Origin of the sequence: Desulfosporosinus youngiae DSM 17734, assembly GCF_000244895.1 — a bacterium.
Classification (GTDB): Bacteria; Bacillota; Desulfitobacteriia; order Desulfitobacteriales; family Desulfitobacteriaceae; genus Desulfosporosinus; species Desulfosporosinus youngiae.
This window is the reverse complement of the sequence record NZ_CM001441.1, coordinates 4,831,861-4,853,812: the sequence shown is the minus strand read 5'-3', so window position 1 is coordinate 4,853,812 and position 21,952 is coordinate 4,831,861. Positions and strand designations below refer to the sequence as shown.

Annotated in this window: 23 protein-coding genes; 22 read left to right on the top strand and 1 reads right to left on the bottom strand. The window is 45.8% G+C overall.

Going from position 1 to position 21,952, the window contains the following annotated elements; all coding sequences use genetic code 11:
• Window positions 1-34 precede the first annotated feature (34 nt).
• From flhA to DESYODRAFT_RS22380, 19 genes are all read left to right on the top strand, one after another.
• Complete coding sequence (flhA, locus tag DESYODRAFT_RS22470; protein WP_007786589.1) at window positions 35-2,104, top strand: flagellar biosynthesis protein FlhA; 2,070 nt, start codon at window positions 35-37, stop codon at window positions 2,102-2,104.
• Window positions 2,094-3,263 carry a flagellar biosynthesis GTPase FlhF gene (flhF, locus tag DESYODRAFT_RS22465; protein WP_007786588.1) on the top strand — a complete coding sequence of 390 codons (1,170 nt, stop codon included), beginning with the start codon at window positions 2,094-2,096 and terminating at the stop codon, window positions 3,261-3,263. Before flhA ends, flhF begins: the two co-directional genes overlap by 11 nt.
• A complete protein-coding gene (locus tag DESYODRAFT_RS22460; protein WP_007786587.1) occupies window positions 3,256-4,119 on the top strand; it encodes a MinD/ParA family protein in 864 nt (287 codons plus the stop codon). Before flhF ends, DESYODRAFT_RS22460 begins: the two co-directional genes overlap by 8 nt.
• A gap of 47 nt (window positions 4,120-4,166) precedes the next feature.
• On the top strand, window positions 4,167-4,811 hold the full coding sequence (locus DESYODRAFT_RS22455) for a flagellar brake protein (RefSeq protein ID WP_007786586.1): 645 nt from the start codon (window positions 4,167-4,169) through the stop codon (window positions 4,809-4,811).
• Between the two features lie 2 nt (window positions 4,812-4,813).
• Window positions 4,814-5,410, top strand: coding sequence for a chemotaxis protein CheC (locus DESYODRAFT_RS22450; protein ID WP_007786585.1), 597 nt, complete (start codon window positions 4,814-4,816; stop codon window positions 5,408-5,410).
• Window positions 5,407-5,886, top strand: a complete 480-nt coding sequence (locus DESYODRAFT_RS22445) for a chemotaxis protein CheD (RefSeq protein WP_007786584.1) — start codon at window positions 5,407-5,409, stop codon at window positions 5,884-5,886. Before DESYODRAFT_RS22450 ends, DESYODRAFT_RS22445 begins: the two co-directional genes overlap by 4 nt.
• A complete protein-coding gene (locus tag DESYODRAFT_RS22440) occupies window positions 5,886-6,278 on the top strand; it encodes a hypothetical protein (protein WP_007786582.1) in 393 nt (130 codons plus the stop codon). Before DESYODRAFT_RS22445 ends, DESYODRAFT_RS22440 begins: the two co-directional genes overlap by 1 nt.
• Before the next feature lie 282 nt (window positions 6,279-6,560).
• Entirely contained in the window at window positions 6,561-7,313 is a 753-nt protein-coding gene (locus tag DESYODRAFT_RS22435; protein ID WP_007786580.1) for a FliA/WhiG family RNA polymerase sigma factor, read from the top strand.
• 97 nt (window positions 7,314-7,410) lie between these two features.
• Entirely contained in the window at window positions 7,411-9,150 is a 1,740-nt protein-coding gene (locus DESYODRAFT_RS22430) for a flagellar hook-length control protein FliK (protein WP_007786579.1), read from the top strand.
• A 9-nt stretch (window positions 9,151-9,159) separates the two neighbouring features.
• Window positions 9,160-9,726: a flagellar hook capping FlgD N-terminal domain-containing protein gene (locus DESYODRAFT_RS22425; protein ID WP_007786578.1), complete on the top strand. Its 567-nt coding sequence runs from the start codon at window positions 9,160-9,162 to the stop codon at window positions 9,724-9,726.
• A 74-nt stretch (window positions 9,727-9,800) separates the two neighbouring features.
• Window positions 9,801-11,246 (top strand): flagellar hook protein FlgE, encoded by a 1,446-nt coding sequence (locus DESYODRAFT_RS22420; RefSeq protein ID WP_007786577.1) that lies wholly within the window; start codon window positions 9,801-9,803, stop codon window positions 11,244-11,246.
• A gap of 49 nt (window positions 11,247-11,295) precedes the next feature.
• Window positions 11,296-12,087, top strand: coding sequence for a flagellar hook-basal body protein (locus DESYODRAFT_RS22415; RefSeq protein ID WP_007786576.1), 792 nt, complete (start codon window positions 11,296-11,298; stop codon window positions 12,085-12,087).
• 8 nt (window positions 12,088-12,095) lie between these two features.
• Window positions 12,096-12,494 carry a flagellar basal body rod protein FlgB gene (gene flgB, locus DESYODRAFT_RS22410; protein ID WP_007786575.1) on the top strand — a complete coding sequence of 133 codons (399 nt, stop codon included), beginning with the start codon at window positions 12,096-12,098 and terminating at the stop codon, window positions 12,492-12,494.
• A gap of 13 nt (window positions 12,495-12,507) precedes the next feature.
• Complete coding sequence (locus DESYODRAFT_RS22405; protein WP_007786574.1) at window positions 12,508-13,251, top strand: flagellar hook-basal body protein; 744 nt, start codon at window positions 12,508-12,510, stop codon at window positions 13,249-13,251.
• Window positions 13,252-13,270: 19 nt separating this feature from the next.
• Window positions 13,271-13,747 (top strand): chemotaxis protein CheW, encoded by a 477-nt coding sequence (locus DESYODRAFT_RS22400; protein WP_007786572.1) that lies wholly within the window; start codon window positions 13,271-13,273, stop codon window positions 13,745-13,747.
• A gap of 51 nt (window positions 13,748-13,798) precedes the next feature.
• Window positions 13,799-14,428, top strand: coding sequence for a lytic transglycosylase domain-containing protein (locus DESYODRAFT_RS22395; RefSeq protein WP_007786571.1), 630 nt, complete (start codon window positions 13,799-13,801; stop codon window positions 14,426-14,428).
• Window positions 14,429-14,649: 221 nt separating this feature from the next.
• Window positions 14,650-15,096 (top strand): hypothetical protein, encoded by a 447-nt coding sequence (locus DESYODRAFT_RS22390; protein WP_007786570.1) that lies wholly within the window; start codon window positions 14,650-14,652, stop codon window positions 15,094-15,096.
• 51 nt (window positions 15,097-15,147) lie between these two features.
• A complete protein-coding gene (locus DESYODRAFT_RS22385) occupies window positions 15,148-16,251 on the top strand; it encodes a DUF362 domain-containing protein (protein ID WP_007786569.1) in 1,104 nt (367 codons plus the stop codon).
• Between the two features lie 124 nt (window positions 16,252-16,375).
• Window positions 16,376-16,978: an adaptor protein MecA gene (locus DESYODRAFT_RS22380; protein ID WP_007786568.1), complete on the top strand. Its 603-nt coding sequence runs from the start codon at window positions 16,376-16,378 to the stop codon at window positions 16,976-16,978.
• A gap of 138 nt (window positions 16,979-17,116) precedes the next feature.
• On the opposite strand, the gene DESYODRAFT_RS22375 is transcribed toward DESYODRAFT_RS22380, so the two are convergent.
• The gene (locus DESYODRAFT_RS22375) at window positions 17,117-17,320 is read right to left on the bottom strand and encodes a hypothetical protein (RefSeq protein WP_007786567.1); all 204 of its coding nucleotides are present in this window, start codon (window positions 17,318-17,320) and stop codon (window positions 17,117-17,119) included.
• A 307-nt stretch (window positions 17,321-17,627) separates the two neighbouring features.
• Here DESYODRAFT_RS22375 and selA point away from each other — a divergent pair, with 307 nt between their 5' ends.
• The 3 genes from selA to bshC all read left to right on the top strand — a co-directional run bounded on the left by selA (window position 17,628) and on the right by bshC (window position 21,826).
• A complete protein-coding gene (gene selA / locus DESYODRAFT_RS22370; RefSeq protein WP_007786566.1) occupies window positions 17,628-19,043 on the top strand; it encodes an L-seryl-tRNA(Sec) selenium transferase in 1,416 nt (471 codons plus the stop codon).
• A 98-nt stretch (window positions 19,044-19,141) separates the two neighbouring features.
• Window positions 19,142-20,212, top strand: coding sequence for a selenide, water dikinase SelD (gene selD, locus DESYODRAFT_RS22365; protein WP_083842266.1), 1,071 nt, complete (start codon window positions 19,142-19,144; stop codon window positions 20,210-20,212).
• Window positions 20,213-20,251: 39 nt separating this feature from the next.
• Window positions 20,252-21,826 carry a bacillithiol biosynthesis cysteine-adding enzyme BshC gene (gene bshC, locus DESYODRAFT_RS22360; RefSeq protein ID WP_007786564.1) on the top strand — a complete coding sequence of 525 codons (1,575 nt, stop codon included), beginning with the start codon at window positions 20,252-20,254 and terminating at the stop codon, window positions 21,824-21,826.
• Window positions 21,827-21,952: the final 126 nt, after the last annotated feature.

Genomic DNA, 21,952 nt, shown 5'->3' with positions numbered 1-21,952 from the left:
GTTTGCAAGTATGCTCAATGAAAGGAGGAGACCCATGTCTACGATGGTTAAGGGGCGGTTCTTGAATAATACGGACATTATTGCGGCATTGGGACTGGTCAGCATCGTGGTCATGATGGTTGTCCCGCTGCCTGCAGGACTGCTGGATGTTCTTATTACTTTGAATATTACAGCTTCTGTTCTAACTCTGATGCTGGCGGTTTTTGCCAAGGACCCTTTAGAGTTTTCTGCTCTGCCTTCCCTCTTATTGACGCTGACCTTGTTCCGCTTGTCTCTGAATATCTCAGCGACCCGCCTCATTCTCCTTGACGGGCATGCGGGGGAGATTATTCAGCAATTTGGGGAGTTCGTTATTCGTGGAGATGCGGTAGTAGGTTTTATTATCTTTATTATTTTGGTTCTTGTGCAGTTTATTGTGATCACCAAGGGAGCTGAACGTGTCTCGGAGGTGGCAGCTCGTTTTACCTTAGATGCTATGCCGGGAAAACAAATGTCGATTGATGCTGATCTTAATGCCGGGATGATTAACGAGCAACAGGCTCGTGACAGGCGAAAGGCGATCCAGCAGGAATCGGATTTTTATGGGGCGATGGATGGTTCAACCAAGTTTGTTAAGGGGGATGCCATTGCTGCAATTATTATCTTATTTATTAATATTATCGGAGGTTTTATCACAGGGGTTGCCATGCAGGATATGGCCCTGCTGGATGCCCTGCATAAATATACCTTACTGACAATCGGAGAGGGACTAGTCTCTCAGATTCCGGCCCTGATGATTTCGACTGCGACAGGATTAGTGGTCACCCGGGCGGCTTCGGAAAGTAACTTAGGGGACGATCTGGTAAAGCAGCTTTTTAAACAGCCGAAAGCTTTATTCATTACGGCTGGAGTATTATGCATGTTAGCTCTGCTTGGCCTGCCGAGATTACCGCTGTTTATGGTGGCCGCCGCTTTGGTTGGCCTGGGAGTCATGCTGCAGCGCAGTTCAAAGGTGTCTGTCATCAAAGAAACTGCAGCAGTACGAGAAACGGAAATTGAAGAGAGCAAGAAACCGGAAAATGTCCTGAATCTTTTACAGGTTGACCATATGGAGCTTGAATTAGGCTATGCGCTGATCGCCTTAGTTGATGTCCAGCAGGGGGGGGATTTGCTCGACCGGATTGTCTTGATTCGCCGTCAAATTGCCAGTGAGCTGGGTTTTATTGTTCCGGTGATTAGGGTTCGCGACAATATGAACTTGCAGCCTAATCAATATGTTATAAAAATCCGGGGAGCAGAAATTGCCGCCGGAGAAATATTGGCGGACCACTACATGGCTATGAGCGGAGGGTTTGATGATGAAGGGATTCCGGGTACTCCCACAAAGGACCCGGCCTTCGGGCTTGATGCTAAATGGATTAATGCCATGTACCGGGAACAAGCCGAGCTTAACGGGTGGATGGTTGTTGATGCCCCGACTGTGCTGGCGACCCATATTACGGAAGTCATTAAGAGTCAGGCTTGGGAGATTCTAAGTCGTCAGGATGTTAAAACACTGATTGATCATGCCAAGGAATTGGCTCCGGCCGTTGTGGATGAGTTAATTCCAGATATACTTAGCCTGGGTCAAGTCCAGAAGGTTCTTGCTAACTTGCTGCGCGAGAAGGTTTCAATCAGGGATATGGTATCCATTCTGGAGACTCTGGCGGATCATGCCCACGCCACAAAAGATCTGGACCGCTTGACAGAGCATGTCCGGCAGGCCTTAGCACGACAAATTCTGCAGCCGCTGCTTGGGAAAGATAAGAGCTTACCGGTGATGACCTTGGATCCGCAGATTGAGCAGCAGATATTAGACAGCATTCAGCCCTCTGATTATGGAACTTATTTAGCTTTAGATCCTAAAGTGCTGCATGTGCTCATGCAAAATCTTACGCGCGAGGTAGAAAAGGTTGTGCTTAAAGGCATGACGCCGGTCATTGTCTGCGCTCCGCTAGTGAGGATCAATTTAAAGCGGGTCACTGAGCGGCAACTGCCGCAACTTATGGTGCTTTCATATAATGAATTGGTCCAAGGGGTACAAGTTCAAGCTGTAGGAATGGTGGGGATGGATCTTGCGAGTTAGGCGATTTGTGGGAGATAATGTGTCAGAGACCATGGGAAAAGTGAAACGGGAACTGGGATCTGAAGCTGTTATCCTTCAGACACGTGAATTTAGTGATGGAGGTTTCTTTGGCCTGTTTGGCAAGAAGAAAATTGAGATCACAGCGGCCATTGAAGAAGCTCCGGTTACTCCAAAGAAGACTTCAGCTTCTAATTATGGCTTTAGTACTGAAGGCGTAAAACCGGCTTCAGCGAAGCTGTTGCCCGATGCTGAAGACCACTCTGAAGACCTTCAGGCGGAAATAAAGTCGATGCGCCTCTTACTTGAGAAAATGAATCACCAAATCAATAAACAGTCCAATCTTGAGGAGGACAAAAACCTTTGGCCGCCGGTTCTGCAAAGATGGGCGGACCTGCTGCAAAACAGAGGCATCAATGAAAACTTGGTTAAGCGCTTGATAAGTCATGTGCAGCAAACATTGCCCCCCAAAGAATGGGCTGACGATTCCCAGGTGTACCTCCGTATCCAAGCCAATGTCCGTCAAATCTGCGGACAGATTGGGCTTATTCAGCCTGGGATTGAGAAACCCAGGATTGTCGCCTTGGTTGGTCCGACGGGGGTGGGAAAAACGACGACGATCGGTAAGTTGGCAGCCGGTTTTAGTATTGTTGACAAACGCAAGGTTGCTTTAATTACAGCGGACACCTATAGGGTTGCGGCAGTTGAGCAGCTTAAAACTTTTGGGGAAATCATTGGAGTTCCGGTTGAAGTCGTCATGACACCATCAGGGCTAAGGAATGCTTTGCAGCTTCATGCGGATAAAGAACTGATATTTATTGATACTGCGGGCCGCAGTCCACAGCATGAGGTGCATATGTCTGAATTACGCGGGTTTTTGAATGAGGCTCAACCGGATTTCACCATGCTGGTTATGAGCGCCACTACTCACTCGGCCGATCAATATCGGATTTATAAGCGCTTCGAAGATTTAACCACACATCTCATCTTCACCAAGCTGGACGAGACGGGGAGTGCCGGGGCAATTTTAAATCTTCTGGGTCGAACAACACTTCCTACTGCCTATCTGACCAATGGGCAGAATGTCCCCGATGACATAGAAGCAGCGACTCCCGACCGTTTGGTGCGCTATGTGCTCGGGGAGGAGATGCCCCATGCATGATCAAGCGAGTGCTTTGCGGGATTTAGCATCCCGCCAAAATCAAAAAAAAGCAAAAATGAGGGTTATCGCTGTAACCAGCGGCAAAGGCGGGGTGGGTAAAACCACTATTACGGTTAATTTGGCACTGGCCTTGGCTGAATATGGGCAAAGAGTTATTATTCTTGATGGAGATTTAGGGCTTGCTAACGTAGATATTGCTTTTGGTCTATCGGCACGGTATACGGTTGAGCATTTATTATCCGGAGAAAAAAGCCTGGAAGAGATTCTGCTCAGGGGTCCCATGGGAATAGGTATTATACCAGGAGGGTCCGGAGTACAGGAACTGGCCAATTTAGAACGAGATAAGCTGATGAATGTTATCACTAATCTTGGGCGCTTGGAAAAGCTGACAGATCTATTGATTATAGATACAGGAGCGGGTCTTGGTCATACAGTGATCAATTTTTTACAGGCTGCGGATGATATTATTATGGTAACAACGCCGGAACCGACGGCAATTACGGATGCTTATGGGTTGCTGAAATCCTTGAGGCGGGAAGCAAGCGAGGTCCCAATTCACCTGGTGATTAACCGAGTGCGGTCCGAAAAAGATGCCTTGTCAACCTTTAAACGGTTAGATACTGCTGTGAGTAAATTTCTGGATGAATCACTGGATTTTTTGGGATGGGTTTATGATGACCCGCTTGTAGGGCACTCAGTGATGCAGCAGGAACCTTTGGGAATTAGTTTTCCTGATAGTTCAGCCTATCGGTGTACCAAGTGGATCGCCGGTAAAGTCGCTGGAATTTATCTTCGTCCGCCACGTCCGGCAGGCGGTGTAAAAGGTTTCTTAAGTAAATTGCTCCGCTCGTTTTAACCGAACTACGAACAACCACCACGATCATCGATAGGGGGGTGACGACATTGTCGTATAAGAAAAAGCTTTCCTTAGGGATGGCGGTAGAACTTACCGTGCTCGAAGGCGATTATGAAGGGCACTACCGATCACGTGTTGAAGAAATGGGAGAAAGACTCCTCTCGGTGGGTGTTCCTATTGAAAATGGTGAATTAGTTCCCGTTCGTGAGGGAACTAAGGTGAAAGTAACCTTTTGGGATGAAACTGCCGCCTATTCCTTTGAGGGGAAAATTATGCAAAGGATTGCTGTTCCATTTCCTATATTTGTTTTAGTATTGCCTGATACGGTAGCCAAAGTCCAACGACGGGATTTTGTGAGGGTGCCGGCCACATTTCCCATCACCTTTCGAATGGTGACGCGGGAAGGGCTCAGTGATAGTTTTAAGGCGGTAACCCTTGACCTGAGTGGCGGGGGTATGCGTTTCTCAACGAAGGAACGGATCGAGAATAAATCTTTGCTCTTTGTGCAATTCTCCCTTCCCCATGGAGAGATACAGACCCCGGCTAGTGTTTGCCGGGTGGTAAGTATTGAAGACACTAAACAATATAGTGTTTCAGTCAAATTTCATGAAATCTCGGAACGGGAGCGAGATAAAATTATCCGCTGCGTCTTTGATATACAAAGGGCAATGCGTAAGAAAGGATTGGTGTAAATTTGGAGATTACCCAATTGCAGCTGGACGCCTTACGTGAAATAGCAAACATTGGATCCGGACATGCAGCGACAGCTTTGTCCACTCTTTTACAGCGTCGAATAGATATGTCGATACCTGAAGTTTGGGCGGTACCCTTTGAACAAGTTTCAAATATTGTGGGACAACTTGACTCACCTCAAGCTGTTATCTATGTGAAAGTTGAAGGAGAGGCCTCGGGAAAAGCGGTTTTTTTCTTTCCGGTAGAAAGCGCCGAAATCGTGGTTCAGGCTCTGTTTGGGACGAACGAGCCAATGGACCTTTATATGAGTGAGATGGCCCAATCGGCTTTAAAAGAAGTGGGAAATATTTTAGTCAGTTCCTTTATCATAGCCTTAACACAGTTTTCGGGGATTCCCCTTCAACCTTCTGTGCCCGCTTTAGCGGTAGATATGATTGGTGCCAGTTTAGATGCTATTTTCCTTGAAGAAGGTGTACTGGACGATACCGTATTGTTTATCGATACTCAGCTTACCGGAATTCCTCAGATTGAAGGGCAATTTATCTTTTTGCCGGATGATGGTTCATTGAAAAAATTGTTAGGGGCTATGGGAGTATGAGTGTTATAACTGTCGGAATGGCTGATTTTAAAACCGCCGCCTCGCCTGACCTGTTACTAACGGCTGGGTTAGGATCCTGTATTGGGATTTGCATACATGACCCCTTCCTTAAAGTTGGCGGAATGGCCCATATTATGCTGCCGACGGCTAATGGAAGCATGGGAGGAAATCCGGCTAAATACGCAGACACTGCGCTGGAATTATTGCTTAAAGCCATCATAGGTATGGGTGCCAATAAAACCCGCTTGAAAGCAAAAATGGCCGGTGGTGCTCAGATGTTTTCCTTTCCGGGAAAACCTCCGGTTCTTAAAATCGGGGATCGCAACGCTGAAGCAGTGGAACAGGAACTTAAAAGATATGGAATTCCTCTTCTGGCGGCCGATGTCGGAGGAAGTTTTGGGCGTACCATTCATTTCGATGTCGGAACAGGAGAATTACGAATACGAACCATTAATCATGGAGAAAAGGTGGTTTGATGGTCGTCCTGAATAGAGAACAATATCAAATTTGGGCTATGCGCCTCTCAATTGTTACCGCCATAATCGTCGTATTGCTGAGCTTGATCAATGAGATAAGGTTTCTGAACATAATCGTTCGGGCGGGGGTTTCTTTTGGCGTCATCTATTGCTTAATCACTGGAAGTTTAGAGCTGTTTGAAAGGACGGCACACCAAAAACCTCAGGATATTCAGTCCGACACAACTTCTGACTGTGGAGGTAATATAGATTTCTCTGTCGGAGACGATGAACCTCTTAGTTCACAGGGAAACGATGCAGGATTTCCCGGACAGGTTGATCGTGATTTAAGCTCCGGGTTACCGGACAGCGAAAAACAAGCGGAAATGGTTCGCCGAATGGGCTGGCAATAAGCGAGGTCCGAAGTTCTAAATCCGATATCCGACATTTGAACGATTAAGCTTGTTTGGGAATTTGCGCTAAGAATATCAAGCTGATAACTTGTGTGGAGTTTAACTCTTCATCGAAACATAAAACATAGTCACTTATCTTGGGGTGAAATGCTGATGTGCGATTTTAGATAATCGTGGTTCGAATGCAGGAGACATAATTAATAGTTGATAACTACATACTCGATTCGAACTATGAATCTCGAACCACGAACCTCGAACTTCGATATAGGGGGTGAGTAAACCTTGATACCGAACGCCTATGAAGCCGCCTCACGCGGACCTTGGAAACAAGAGCATATAGAACGATATTTGCCTTTGGTTAAGCGGATTGCGGGTCGTTTAGCAATCTCCCTTCCATCTCATGTGGACGAGGATGATATTATCGGGTATGGTGTCTTTGGGTTACTCGATGCCTTGGAGCGTTTTGAACCGGCTAGAGGGTTTAAATTTGAAACCTATGCCTCAATCCGTATTCGCGGAGCAATGATCGATGGACTCCGAACGATGGACTGGGTCCCTCATTCGGCCAGACAGAAAGTGAAACGGGTTCAAGACGGCTTTGCCGAGTTGGAAAATCAGCTTGGACGGGCTGTTACGGCCGAAGAAGTCGCAGAATGGCTGAAAGTTGACGTAAAGGAGATAGAAGGGGCTTTGGCCCAGGCTCAGGTTCTAAACTTAACATCCTTTGATGAAAGCTCTGTCGATAGTGAAGGAGATAATAGCGGTACTCCCCTTAACCTGCTAGTGGACTTGGATGCCCAGGAAGCTTATAAGGTGATAGAAAAAGACGAACAAAAACAGATCCTGGCCCTGGCAGTGGAAAAGTTGCCGGAAAAAGAAAAATTAGTGATAGGGCTTTATTATCAAGAAGAACTAACCTTAAAAGAGATTGCTGCAGTCATGAAGCTCTCCGAATCAAGAATTTCCCAACTCCATTCCCAAGCGATTTTGCGGTTAAGGGGAAGGCTGAGCCGGCAAAAAAAGAATTTGTTTTAGTAAACTTGTTCAGCTATAACTGAATTATAAATACCTAATGTTTTGTGGATAGTTTGTCGATATAGGATATAGAGTCTTTTTAGTGAGGTGGTGGCAAATGACAGGTATTCATGTCCTTTCGGATAACCTTAAGAGTGGGTATAAATCAGAGAACTTGGTATCTTCAAAGGGAAAAGAGGCAGCAGGCTGCAATGATAATGCGGCGGCAATTTTTGCTGTAGTACTTAATGGCAAAATGAACTTAGACTCAAATCCGAAAGGGCAAAGCTCCTCTAAAGCGGATCAAGATTCGGAGGAAGTTCAGAGCAATGCTGCTAATCCAGGACAAAGTGATCAGAACTTGAATGGATTGGGAAGCATTCTCGGGTATGGTAACCATGTACTTCCGTTTCTTACAGAGATGATGCTTCAGAGTGATCTTCCGGCAGGCAAGGAGGCCAATTCCGGAGAACGTATAAGTCAGGGAAGTGAGAGTTCGTCATTAGCTAATCTGGCATTAACCAATGTGTCGGGTGCAGCAGGTAAAGATGTTGAGTTAGCTTCAAATGAGGATGATGTGCCGATAGGAATGTTGGCGCTAAACTCTCAGGGGGATAACCTTGGAAATGCGGAATTGGATAAATATAGACGGATAATAACCAATCTTTTAGTGGCACTATCAGGTACGATTACAGACTCCACCTCAGAGGGGAACTACCTGGGAGGGAGCACAGGACCAAAGGATTTAAGTCAGGACTTGGCGAGGATTGTTCAAAACTGGATAACGGTGACCGAGGGTGTTGGAGAAGAGAAAAATTCGTTAGCTGACTCGTCAGCAGCTAACAGCGGCGGAACTAAGGATACTCGACAGGATATCGGGAAAGTCGTACAAGACTGGATGTCTACTGCAGATATGTCGGCAGCAAATGATATAAAAAATGAATTAAATACCATTTGGAAAAACGGACTACACCTATTAATTGAGGGTTTAGCGGTAGGAAGTGGTAAAGTTGATGGTGGTAACCCTGAGCTGAACATGAAGGCAGCCAGTCTCTTAGCCGCCCTTTACCCTTTACTTAAAGAAGAGGCCGGAAATGCGCAAGCAGTTCCGGGATTAAAGGAAGCTCTCAAAGAGCTAAAGGGTCTTGGGATTGACTTGGAATTCATCAAATCAATCTCTGGCACCGTGAAAGATATGAATGCCGCAGGTTTTCTTTCTGACAATGTTCACAAGAAATTCGAGGCAATGAGTCAGCAGGAAAGCAAGGCCCTAAACAGTTTCCATGCTATTCTTAATGAAGAAGTTCCCAAAGAACATCTCATGAAATCCGTCGAACTCTCTGGGACAAAAGATAGTCATGCCCAGCCGCCAAGCACTGGAGCAGGGTCAGTTGCCAACCTATTACCTCTGACTCTTTCAGATGGAAAATTTGTTGCGATTCCCGTATGGGAACAGATCTCTGTGGTAGTTCGTGAGCAAATCATGAGCAGGCAGCAGGCTTTGAAGGAGTTAGATATTCAGCTCCATCCGGAAGATTTAGGGAAGATCAGGATATTATTACGTTGGGAGAGCGGGCAGGTCCATTTGCAAGTACAAGCTTCAGAGGCGGCGACCGGACAGCTTTTGCAGAATCAGCTCGCTGATTTGCGCCAGAATCTGATGAGTCAAGGTGTGAACTGCGGCTCGCTGCAAATGGGGCAAGAGGGAGAAGGGCGGCAACAGCCGCAGGGGGATGAGGCCCAAAGGACGTTCCGGCCAAGTAACTCACTCTCTAACGCAGATGAGGATCTGATCTCCATGGTCAATTCAATTTCTCTCGGTCAGGATGGAATCAATCGCATTAATGTCACGGCATAGGAGGGAACTATGACTAACACTATTAATGGAACGTCTAAGAGCGGTTCATCTAATACTTTGAGCGGAAGCCAATCAATCATAACTAATGATACACTGGGGAAAGATGATTTTCTCAAGTTGCTTATAGCCCAAATGCAAAATCAAGATCCTTTAAACCCAACAGATAATAAAGATTCGATTGCGCAATTAGCCCAGTTCAGTTCCTTAGAGCAAATGAATAATATTGCAACATCTATGGACGCTTTGAATAAAAATATGACTTTTTTCTCTCAACAATCGTCTCTTATACAAGGGGCAGCTATGATCGGCAAATGGGTGAGTGGCGTGGATATTGATGGGAAGACCATACTGGAAGGTACCGTTGAAGCGGTTAAGTGGCTTGACGGGGACCCTAAGCTCCGAATTCTCAAGGAAGACGGAACCGTTGTGGATTTGGAAATGGGTCTGATTACGCTCGTTAAAGAAAAAACCCCTGAGATAATTCCGCCTGTTAACGATGAATCCAGTGATATCAATGAAGATACGGGTGCGGAAGAAGATAAACCTGTAACAGAACCTGAATTGGAAACCGTTTAACCGTTCACGTTAACATAGATATTATCCCTGCTGGTTTAGCAGGGTATTAAGATAATAGGGAGGATATACGTTTTATGATGCGTTCATTATATTCCGCCATTTCGGGGCTGAAAAATCATCAAGTTAAAATGGATGTTATCGGCAATAACATTTCCAATGTTAATACGCCAGGTTTTAAGAGGAGCCGGGTGTCATTTGCCACCGAACTGAGTCAAACCATGAAAGGAGCCTCTGCTGCTTCCCCGACTCAAGGGGGGACAAACGCGACACAAGTTGGTCTAGGGATGAGAATAGGTTCCATCGATCAAATTATGACCCAGGGAAGTTCACAATCCACAGGTAAAGCGACGGATTTGATGTTACAAGGAACGGGATTCTTTGTCTTGAATTATAACGGACAGGAAGTCTACACTCGTGCCGGTGGGTTTGACCGGGACAGCAATGGTACTCTTATAGATCCGGCCACAGGAGCTAAGGTTCAGGGCTTCAGTTGGGGAGCTGATGATACGAGGGGGGCTGTATCGGATATAAGGTTTAAGATAGGGGATGTATTGGCGGCGGATAGCTTTTTCCCGATACCTGAGTCTGATAACTCGAACATTACTTTATCAGCAGCATCGGATCTTTCAGCAAATTACATGTATGAGGACACAGACTTGATAGGAGCCCAAAATTTGACAATTGATGGAATGACAAGGGTAAGTGGTACTCCATTGTCTGGGCAATTCTCTTTTGATCCAATACATGGATTAATAACATTTGCCTCTGATTGTGTTCCCAGTACAGCTAATCCAATAACTATCCATTTTCAGGACCCATCAGATGGTGGCACTAGCAATAGCCCAGCAATAATCGATAGTGTTGATGCGACTACAACAACGCTTGGTACTGTCATTGTAGCGTATCCACCCAAGCCAGGAGCTACGGTATATAATAATTCAGTTGATCCTTACACGTATACTGATTCTGATACGCCAGGAAATGGACAATATACAATAAAAGCTTTGAGCGGGGGAAATTATCAAATTACTTTTGGGCCAATGCACGCTGGAGTTCCTGCTTACACTGATGATGCAGGTGTTGTTCAGGATGCAGTTCCTCCAGATGATACCGTTGCAACAACCTCAATCAGTTACGATTTCACGAACAAACCCCATACCCTAAAAGACTTCAGCATCGACCAAAGCGGGGTAATTACCGGGGTATACAGTAATGGAGTAGACGAGGTGTCTCATAAAATAGCTCAAATCGCGGTAGCCTCCTTTGCCAATGATGCCGGTCTTCAGAATGTGGGCGGTAATTTTTTCACGATGTCTAATAACTCTGGAATGGCCAGTATCGGGGCTGCCGGTGAGGATGGCCGGGCAAGCATCATTTCCAATAATTTAGAAATGTCCAACGTTGACCTTTCCACGGAATTCACGGATATGATCGTAACTCAGCGTGGTTTCCAGGCTAATTCGAGGGTAATCACGGTCTCAGATACGCTCTTGGAAGAACTCATTAATCTCAAACGCTAGTGGTTATGATGAGCTCTAAACTAAGTTCGAGAAGACGGAGGGTTGCTTCATGCGCCTGGCAGGAACTGCTGCGTCGGGCCTCCGTGCCCAGCAGTTAGCAATAGACACTATAGGGAATAATTTAGCAAATGCCGGCACGCCTGGCTTTAAGGCCAATAAGATGGTTTTTGCAGAGGCGCTGGCGACAGAGGTGCGTTCCGGAAGAATAAATGCTGAAGATCCCAATACTGTGGGTACTCTGGACGTGGGAGCCGGAGTGCTGTATAGCGGAATTGAGACGAATCTTCAGCAAGGGGTTCTGGAACAGACTGAGCGCCCTTTAGACTTAGGGATTGACGGAGCGGGTTTCTTTCAGGTTCAAACTCCGGATGGAGAGATAAGTTATACCCGGGCAGGTGCTTTTCAGATCGATGAATCAGAGCAGCTTACGGATATGCAGGGAAATATTGTCCAAACCAATGGCTTGATTCCCTATGGTGCTTCAGAAGTAGCAGTTGCTGCCAATGGCGATATTACCGGGCTTATAGATGGGGAAAGCAGGGTATTTGGCCAGATTGTTCTGGCAGGATTTCAAAATCCTGAGGGCCTGCAAAGAAGCGAGAACAATCTTTTTGTGCCTACGCTTAATTCGGGTGAAGCCCAGGTTGGACAACCAGGTGGTATCACAGCCGGAAATCTGGTGCTTGGAACCCTTCGCAGTAAGTCTTTGGAACAATCCAATGTGGACATGGCTGCTTCTATGACGGATCTCATTCAGGTTCAGAGAGCGTATCAAATGAGTGCAAGGCTGGTTCAGGATGGAGATAAGATGTGGGGAATTGCTAATGCCCTGAGGAGGTAAAAAGCTGTATGGCTGGTTGGTTAGAAACACCGGTTTTAAACGTTTTACAGAAAGGACTGAATGCCTCGAGCCTGAGGCAACAGGTCTTGGCTGATAATGTTGCCAATATTGACACTCCGAACTTTAAACGTTCAGATGTTGATTTTCAAGTAGTTCTTAATGCAGCTTTAGGTGAAGAGAGTGGGAACCTGCCTATGAAGCTGACATCTCCCAAACACCTTCATGGTTTCGAAGACGGCAGTGGTTCGGGGATTGTGACGGATCATTCAACCTCTTTGCGCAATGATGGAAATAACGTGGATGTCGACCGTGAAATGGCTAATGTGGCTGAGAATGGCCTATATTATAATTCTCTTACTCGTACTATCTCTTCACAGTTGGGATTGCTGCGGATGGTTGTTAAGTAAAGGTGGGGTAAACATGATACGGGGATTATATACTTCAGCCACGGGAATGTTAGCCGCGCAAACCCAAAGCGAAGTAATAGGGGATAACGTGGTCAATATTAAGACAGCCGGCTTTAAAGAACAACTGGCCAGTAATATTTCCTTTCCGGCAAAGCTCATTCAGCGTATAGAAGGAAACCAGGTCTCCGGGGCTGTAGCAATTGGTGGGATGGGGACAGGGTTAGGGGTTGACCGGATTTCTTGGTCTAATGTTCAAGGATCTCTGGACGTGACAGATGCCAATGCTGACTTAGCTCTTACTACGCCAGGATATTTTGTAGTTCAGACTCCGGAAGGAGAACGGTATACACGCAATGGTCATTTCCAGTTGGATAGTGCCGGGATGCTTCGAACGGCTGAAGGCTTCACACTTCAAGGAGAAGAAGGTCCGATCGGACCTTTAAGTTCCGAATTCAGCATTAGTGCAGATGGCACGGTAATGGATCAAGGACAATACGTCAATCGTTTGCGTATTGTGGAGATTCCGGAAGATGCTTTACAGCGTGCAGGGCAATCCTTGTATAGTTCAGCTCAGCCGGTTCAAGCTTCGGTTGGGGCACAAGTTCGACAGGGAGCCATTGAAAACTCCAATGTAGACCTTTCAGGACAATTGGTGAACATGATGTCGGTCATGAAAGCCTATGAAGCTAATCAGAAACTGATTCAGACTCAAGATGAGATGTTAGCAAAAGCAGTTAATGAGGTCGGGAAGATATAGTTGCAGAGGATGTGTTAGGATGGCTGTTCAAGTGGTCGTTTTTACCCTAGGTCAGGAAGAGTATGCGATGCCAATCGAGGTAGTCCGGGAAATTACCCGTTTAGCGGAGGTACGTACAATTCCCAAAGCCCCCTCGTACGTACGGGGATTGGTTAATATTCGAGGTATGGCGATCCCAATTGTTGATTTACATGATCGGTTTGGCATCGAGCAAGCAAACGGTACAACAGAAGCTATAACATCTAAAGATGCAGACTCTATGGAGAACACATTCGCCTTAATTACCGAGGTTCATGGTAATCAGATAGGTTTTGCTGTGGACCAGGTTCGTGAGGTACGTATTTTAGAGAATATTGCCCCGCCCCCACCGCTGGTTACTGCACCCTTTATTGGTGGAGTAGTTAATCTGTCAGATCGGATCATTATCCAACTTGTTCCGGAAAAAATACTTGAGAACGATGAAGTGCAGGGACTTAGCCAATTATCCTTTCACTAGCAGGTGTATTACTTTCCAACCTTTTCAGGTAGAATAGGAGGTTTCTTTTAGATGAACGTCGCTCAAATGTTCCTCTTATTTCAACTTCTAGAGATGAATACTGCCTGGCAGTCTGCTCAAACTGAGCAGGCAGGTTTATCTGGAGCTGATGAAAGCAGCAGTTCAAAGGCCCTTCTATTTGCGACCTTGCTTAAAGCCGCTCTTGGAGGAGGGACAAGTTCTTTTGGAGAATTCAACTATCCGGTCAATGACTATAGCCGGGTTCAGGAACCTGAGGCTAAGAGTGGGAATCGCCGTTCGGTGGAACACCTTATTTATTCTATGGCCCAAAAATATGGAGTGGATCCGAGTCTTATTCAGCAGGTTGTCAAAGCAGAATCGGGATTCAATCCAGATGCAAAATCATCCGCTGGAGCTATGGGATTAATGCAGTTAATGCCGGGAACCGCCGCTTCTTATGGAGTACAGGACCCCTTTGACCCGATCCAGAATTTAGATGGGGGCACGCATTTCTTAAAGGATTTGCTCGATCGTTTTCAAGGAAATATTCCCTTGAGCCTGGCAGCTTATAATGCCGGACCTGGTGCTGTGGATAAATACAAAGGGATTCCTCCCTATAAGGAAACTCAGAATTACGTACAGAAGATCATGGTTGGATTAAAAAACGATTGGGAAGCCTAGTCAAAGTGGAATAGTGCGTCACGATTAAGATCGTTTATTTAGGGAGCGTGAGAAACACTGCTCCTTTTTGGTTTCGATCCATTAATTATCGTTATCAGGAAGGAGATAAGGCCTCTTTAGCGAACTAGATTAATGTTGGCAGACGTTTAAACTATTCGTGTTTAAGGAAACATTCAGCCTGTGATAAATTTTAGGTATACTGTTTTGCAAAGGGGTAAGAAATGGCAGACTATTATCGTTATCTATGGAGTACGACGTGGCCTAATCTAATCGTACTCTTTTTGATATATGGAGTAATACTCTCCCGACTGGGCTGGAAGTTCTTTAGAACCTGGCGTTATGCGCGTGATGCTTGGGGTTTTTTACTTTGGCTGGCGAAAGTCTCAATTTGGGTCGGAATACTGGGAGTCTATACAGAACTCTTCTTGTTTTCTCAACCGGATTGGTTTCATAAACCAGGGATAATCCAAGGTTCGGTTCAGGGAAAGTCCTTTGACTCAGGTTCAAGCTCATATGTTGTGGATATACGAAGCGGAGTACAGCAAACCCAGTTTTATGTCGATTCTTATGTGTATGAACAATTGAACGTTGATGATCACGTTAAACTTATGTATCTGCCGGCAAGACGGGAGGTTGTACGCTGTGAGCTTTTAGGGGACTTGCTATAGACTTAATTTGCCTATAACATAGAAATATTGACATTGTCAGGAGTGATTGTTTTGAGTTCGAAAGTCTATTTCACCAGCATGAAGACGAAACGAGGAGAAAGTCTCCTTAAGAAACTGGAGACTTTGATTGTACGAGCGGGATTACTGGATGTAATCGCCCCTAAAGACCTTGTGGCAATCAAGCTGCATTTTGGAGAACGCGGCAATCTTGCCTATGTTCCGGCACAATATGTGCGGCGTGTTGTTGAGCAGGTCAAGAAAAAAGGCGGACGTCCTTTCTTAACGGATGCTAATACCCTTTATGCCGGTTCACGTTCTAATGGGGTGGATCATTTAGAAACAGCTATTGAGAATGGTTTTGATTATTCTGTTGTGGGGGCTCCTTTAATGATTGCCGATGGCTTAAATGGGAAAGACTATGTAACTGTGCCGGTAAACCTTAAGCATTTCAAAGAAGTGAAAATCGGAAGTGCCGCAGTCCACGCGGATGCACTGCTGGCGGTTACCCACTTAAAAGGGCATGAAGCAACAGGGTTCGGAGGGACATTAAAGAATTTGGGCATGGGTTTAGGCAGTCGTGCCGGAAAACAACAGCAGCATTCGGATCTGCTGCCCCAAATTAATGAAGAGGCTTGCATCGCCTGTGGGAAATGTGCGAAATGGTGTCCTGCCGAGGCTATTGTGGTAGAAAGCAAGGCGAAGATTTCTCAGAGTAAATGTATAGGGTGCGGCGAATGTACGGTCACCTGCCCAGTCCGGGCGATTGCAATTAACTGGAAGACAGAAGCTGATACTATTCAGGAAAAGATAGCGGAATATACGGTTGGGGTCCTCAAAGGTAAAGAGGGGAAAACCGGATTTATTACCTTTGTGACCAACGTTTCGCCCCTTTGCGACTGTTGTGGTTGGAATGATGTGCCGATCGTCGGAGATATTGGTATTCTGGCGTCTAAGGATCCGGTTGCTATTGACCAGGCGGCTGTGGATCTGATTAATCAGGCCCACGGAAATCCCTTATCAGAGCTTGGTGCCCGCCATGGCGAACATGATAAATTCCGGGTACTGTTCCCGGAGATAGACTGGACAATTCAGCTTTCCTATGGAGAAGAGATTGGTTTAGGAAGCCGCGATTATGAGCTCATTCAGGTTGGATAATATTGAGAATCTGCAAATCTCATGATTTCACGGGAAAAGTATTGGCGTAATATGCTATAATGGGAATAAGATAAAGTAAGTATAGTTTTGAGTAAGAATCGATGCGGAAAGGAGAGTGTGGAATATGCGTGTACAAAAAGTTAATGAGCATACCATCCGCATCTTTATCTCTTTAACAGAATTAACTGATAGGGATATAACGATGGCTGATCTTTTTCAGAGATCGGCTAAGACGGAGCAGTTGTTTTGGGAACTCATTGCACAAGCCAGAGAAGAAGTTGAATTTAATTTAGATCAGCCTTTCTGGATTCAGGCAACCGTGGCAGCAAATGATGAGTTTGTAATCACGATTATGAAACAGGAGGATCAAGCTGAAGGTTCTGTTAAAGAGAAGGTGGTTCGGAAATCCTCTAAAGGTCGGGTGACGGAATTAGTCTATGTATTTGCCGATCTCGAAGACGTGATTTCGGCGGTTGGGCGTTTGCCGGAATTTGCTCAGCTTCGTTCAAGCCTTTATGAATTCGAAAAAGAATATTATCTCGTACTCAACCGGATGGGAACAGGTAAGAAACGGTTATTTGCCGAGGCAATCCTTGATGAATACGGTGAGATCGTAGGTACAACCGGAGTTTTCCTATCTGAACATGGAAAAGAGATTATTTCAGCCAGGGCCGTGCAGATTCTTAATGCTTCTTTCAATAAAACGGCACAAAGCGAGGTACTTTAAAAGGGAAGCAAATGCTTCCCTTTTGTTTGCTAGTCCAAGTGTATTACTTGGTTTCATTAATCCGGGGTCCAACTCACATTTATTTCCGGATCTAAGGTCCTTTTTGTAAGCAAGTTTGATCCCGGTGAAAAATCTGGATTAACCAAAGGAAAAAATCTCCGGGATTTCATGAAGACAGCTGATGCAAACGGTTTTTCCTTTAAATCTCTGAATCTTCACTGTTTTACCGCAAAAGATACAAGGAGAGAATTGTTCATTTGTTTGGGAGCGCAGTTTAAAGGGGAGAATAACAGCCTGCTGCGTTGGCTGTTCAAGTGGACCAGTTAGGCTGATGTTAGACATGAAATACCTCCTTGAATTAGAAGTTAGAGGAGCAAGAGTCAGAAGTCAAAGGTCAAAGGTCAATGGTTGAAGACCAGATAACAGATAACTTCAGCTAATAAAAAATAAAGGTCAGTATACTCGTTCAGTTTAAGCTTGGTCCTATGGAACTCCCACATAAGAACTGCGAGTTTACGGACTGGACAAACTCACTGCGTGAGTTTCCTTTATCATATGCTAATAGTGCTGTCGAAATCCTAAAAAGTCTGCGGGCCAGATTGAGGGAATTTGGTCGATAATAGAATCGGTCTATAAGGAGTGGGGATCAGTGCAAAAAGAGATACATAGACGTTTAAGGGCACTTCCGGCGGTTCATGAGGTAATTTCCCGGTTGGAAGACGAAACAGAATTCCGTCCGTTTATGACGAATGAGCGGTGCTTGCCCCGTTTAACTCATTGCGTTCGACAGGTTTTACAAAGTGCCAGGGAAACTATATCCCAAAATCATACAGATTCGTTCGAAGAATTTGAAGCAACCCTTTGGCCGGGGCTATTAAGTGAGCTTTTCCTGAGGTTGACGCGAGCTGAGTCCAGTTTGAGGCGGGTTATCAACGCTACGGGGGTTGTTTTACATACTAATTGCGGAAGAGCGTTGCTCGCGCCGGAAGTCGCGCGGTTTGTCGCTGATCAAGGGGAAAGATACAGCAATTTGGAGTTGAACATTGAGACTGGGGAGCGGGGCTCCCGCTATGCCCATGTTGAAGAGCTCCTTTGTCGTCTGACTGGAGCAGAAGCTGCAATGGTGGTCAATAATAATGCTGCGGCAGTGTTACTGATGATGAATACCTTTGCTCAAGGGAAAGAAGTTATCGTTTCCCGCGGGGAACTAGTGGAAGTTGGCGGATCGTTTCGAATACCGGAGGTCCTAAAAGCCGGCGGAGCAAAATTGGTGGAGGTTGGGGCGACCAATAAGACTTGGCTGAAAGACTATGAAGCAGTGATTGGCCCGGATACGGCTCTTTTATTAAAAGTTCATACGAGTAATTACCGGGTTGAAGGGTTTACTCATGCTGTTTCAGGGTCTGAGTTGGTAGAGCTTGGAGAAAAGCATGATGTGCCTGTAATGGAAGACTTGGGCAGCGGCAGTTTCTTTGATGGAACAAATCTGGGCTTCCCGCCGGAGCCCACCATTAAACAAACGGTTAAAGCGGGACTGTCCCTTGTATCCTTCAGCGGAGATAAATTGCTTGGCGGCCCGCAGGCCGGAATTATTGTCGGGAAACGGGTTTTTGTCGAGAAATTAAGGAAAAATCAATTAACCCGTGCTTTAAGGGTGGATAAATTAACCTTGGCGGCTCTTGAAGGGACCCTTCGCTTATATGAAAATGGAGGAATTGAAGATATTCCTGTCTGGAGGATGCTTTCGGTTCCTTTGGATAAACTACATAAAGTCGCTTCTGAGCTGGTAATGGCACTTCAGCTGAACCCCAAGATTTTTGCCGAGCTGCAAGAGGATGTCTCTCAGGTGGGTGGCGGGGCTTGGCCGACAGCTGAGCTGCCAACCTGGGTGTGTGCTGTTCGCCCGAAGCAGGGGAGCATTATTGAACTGGAAACCTTTTTACGCTTAGGTCCGGTAGCGATACTCTCAAGGATTCACAAGGATTGGGTCCTGATTGATGTGCGAACCTTGTTAAATGGTGACAGCGAGGAGATCGTCCGGCGGTTAGGGGAATGGGACCGTTAGATGAAGGTTGACGTAAGGTTATATTGGGTTATAATTAAAGAATAATGCATTGAATAGTTTGTAATCAGCGATGGGTGGGGTGAAGAATGGATCTTAATATGGCCCAGGATAAGGTGACGGATAAGGTCAGGCTGACCCAGATGTCGACGAAGGCTGGCTGAGGATGCAAAATAGGTCCTTCAGACCTGGCGCAAGTTTTGCGCTTTTTACCCCCTAATCAAGAGGATGCTAACCTTTTGGTTGGGATGGAGACGTCGGATGATGCTGGGGTTTATCGGATAAATGACCGGCAAGCCATTGTGCAAAGCGTTGATTTTTTTACTCCTGTAGTGGATGATCCCTATGCCTTCGGACAGATTGCGGCAGCTAATGCTTTAAGTGATATTTACGCGATGGGTGCTAAGCCGATAACGGCCATGAACTTGGTGTCATTTCCGGTTAAGAAGTTGGAGATGGAAGTTTTGGCTAAGATTCTTCAAGGCGGGAGTGATAAGATTCGGGAGTCGGGTGCGGTTCTGGTCGGAGGGCACTCAATCGATGATCCTGAGCCGAAATATGGTCTGTCGGTCACTGGAATCGTGCACCCGGACCAGGTTCTTTCCAATGCCAAAGCTGAGCCGGGGGATATCTTGGTTTTTACAAAACCGCTTGGAGTAGGAATCATCACAACCGGGATTAAGCGAGGAATTGTTTCACCTGAAGCCGAGGCGGAAGTCATTAGGGTTATGGCCGCCTTAAATAAGGGAGCTGCAGAAGCAGCCATATCGGTTGGTGTGCATGCGGCCACGGATGTAACCGGCTTTGGACTTTTGGGGCATTTACATGAGATGCTTGAAGCCAGCGCTTGTTGTGCTGAGGTGTATGCAGAAGCTGTCCCTGTTCTGGACAGCGTGTGGGATTGTATTCAGCAAAAGGCTGTTCCCGGAGGAACTCAGGCCAACCGGCGTCATCTTGAGGCTAAGGTTGCTTTCGAACCGGATGTTAAAGAAGAACTAAGAATTGTCCTTTTTGATGCAATTACCTCGGGAGGCTTATTGCTGTCCGTACCGGAAGATCGGGCGGACAGATTGATTAAACAGTTAAAGGAACATAAAACTCTTGCCGCGGCTGTTATTGGCCGGGTTAAAAAAGGTGAGCCCGGAAGAATTGCGGTTTCAAGCCGTGCATGATAAAATACCGTGTACTGGTAAGGTAGCGGGGGGATAGAGATGAGAAATCCAATGCAAACCATGGCTACTTGTTTTGAACAAGTAGCCTTATTTTTTCCGGGCGGTGATCCCAAAAGCCAAGAGAGTTTTAAACGCCGGGCAGCTTATTTAGATTCAAGGAATTATTCCAGAGAGGTTTTAGCGGATACCCTGAAGGAGTATCATAAGCGTTTAGGTGCTAATTCGGAAACCCTGCAAATGATTGAAGAGTTAAGAGAAAAAGAGACCCTTGCTGTGATCACGGGACAGCAAGCCGGAATCTTAACCGGTCCCTTATATACCCTCTATAAAGCCATGACGACCATTCAATTGGCTAAAGAGCAGCGTAAAAGGCTTGGCCGCCCTGTTGTCCCAATTTTTTGGATCGCCGGTGAAGATCATGATTGGCTTGAAATTCGCGAGACTTATTTTTTAAATTCGGATGGAAAACCATTTTCCTGCCTTCTGCCCGGCGATGGGGGTGGGGAATCTGTAGGGCATCAAAAGGTTCCGGCTTGGGACCGGATTGAAGCCCAACTCTTAGAGCTGCCTGAGAGTGAATTTAGAGTCTCTGTTTTGAAAAAATGCCGTCAGCTTACGGAGCAGGCAGAAAATCTGACGGAGTGGTTTGCCCTGACCTTACAGTGGCTTCTCCAAAAATGGGGGCTGATTTTCTTCGACCCAATGCTACCGGGATTTAAACATTTAGCGGCACCTATGTATGAACAGATTTTAAAAATGCATGTGGATGTTCGGGAAGCTTTAACGGAACGAACAAAAAAATGGGTTGAACTAGGATTTGATCCACAAATTCAACCAACCGGTGGGGAAGTTAATCTTTTTCTTGGCCTGCCTGAACGACGGGCGATCCTTTACGAAGATCAATCCTTTCATTTACGCGGGGAAAAGGAACCCTGGGATTTGGATAAGCTTAATGACTTGCTGATTCAAGCTCCTGAACGGTTTTCTCCCAATGTGGTTACTCGTCCGGTTGTGCAGGAATTTCTGTTTCCGACGCTGGCCTATGTTCCGGGGCCGGGAGAACTGAATTATTGGGCTCAGCTGGGTGGAGTTTTTTCTGCCCTGGGATTCGTTATGCCGATTCTCTTCCCCCGGCTGTCTGCAGTCGTGCTCACCCCTTCTTGGCAGAAATACTTAAATAAACAATCCTTAACTATTGAGGATGTTTATGGCGGCTTAGAAGTCCGGAGAGAGCGATGTGTGAGGGAGCAGGATACCCTGGATATTGATGAACGCTTTCAGCATTTTCGTGAACAGATTAAAAAGGGATATGCTGAACTTAAACCATTAGAAGAGATTCATGTCAATGTCCGGGACTGGTTAATTCGAAATGAGGAGAAAGTCAATTTTCAGTTGGAGTATTTGAAAGGAAAGGTTTGGCAGGCACAGCGCAAGCGCTGTGGAGATCAGTTAAAAATCCTGCAGCAGCTTGAAGATGGGCTTACTCCCCAGCGTTCCAGGCAGGAGAGAGTTTTAAACCCCTTAAGTTTTGTCAGTCGTTATGGTCTTAGCTTTGTTGACCAAGTTTCTGAAATCCCAATTCGGGATTTTTCTGAACATCAGATATGTTTATGATTTAAGCTTAGATAACGATAAATGAACGACAAATTACGTCCAGAAATTAGCAGTTTTCTTAATATTTTATAAAGATTTAATCATGATTCTTTTTTTACATTAAAAGTTGGGTATAATGGGTGTAAA